Source organism: bacterium (assembly GCA_024224155.1).
GTDB lineage: Bacteria > Acidobacteriota > Thermoanaerobaculia > Multivoradales > JAHEKO01 > CALZIK01.
The window spans coordinates 1-677 of sequence record JAAENP010000280.1 but is presented as its reverse complement, the minus strand read 5'-3'; the positions used below and the strand labels follow the sequence as shown (position 1 = coordinate 677).

The 677-nt window shown below is 65.3% G+C and carries 1 protein-coding gene; it reads right to left on the bottom strand.

What is annotated here, in order from left to right:
• On the bottom strand, positions 1-360 hold a 360-nt coding region (locus GY769_14470; GenBank protein ID MCP4203123.1), incomplete at its 3' end, for a sodium/proline symporter.
• Positions 361-677: the final 317 nt, after the last annotated feature.

Sequence of the window (677 nt, the reverse complement as noted above, 5' to 3'; positions counted from 1 at the left end):
GATGAACTGGGCGAGGGCGTAGCTGCCCAGGAGGCAGACCGTGATCGACGCCGCGAACAGCCGGATGGCGGGCGAGGGATAGCGCTTCTCGAGGTACTCGATCGGGGTCAGCGAGCCATTCAGCCGCGAGAGCTTACGCATGCGGCGGCCGATGGTCGACAGGTTGACGACGCCACCGCCGATATCGCCGGCCGCGTACCACAGCGCCCAATAGCCCTCGGCGTAGCCCAGGGCGCCGGCGCCCAGGAACATGAAGCCGCTCATCGCCGTGCTCTGCAGCGTCAGTGCGGTCACCAGGGGGCCGATCTTGCGGCCGCCGAGGAGATAGCCCTCGAGGTCATCGCCGGCCCCTCGGCGCATCGCCCAGAAACCGATTCCGAGGACGACCACGAAATAGAGAACGACGAACCCGAGAACGGTGCCGTTCACCGGTCCTCCTGCCGCTCGTCGTCGCGCCAGGCCCGCGTGCGAAGCAGGAAGACGATCGTGTAGACGATCCAGAAGAGCGGAAAGCCCAACAGGAGGAGGGTCGTGCTCCAGGGTAGGTCGAACATGGCGTTTCGCTAGATCTCGGGACCGCCTGATGTTACCCACAATCGTCGACCGACGGCCAACGGCAGGTGCAATTGAAACTGGTACGTCATCTGGCTCCCTCTCCCCTTGGGGGAGAGGGTTGG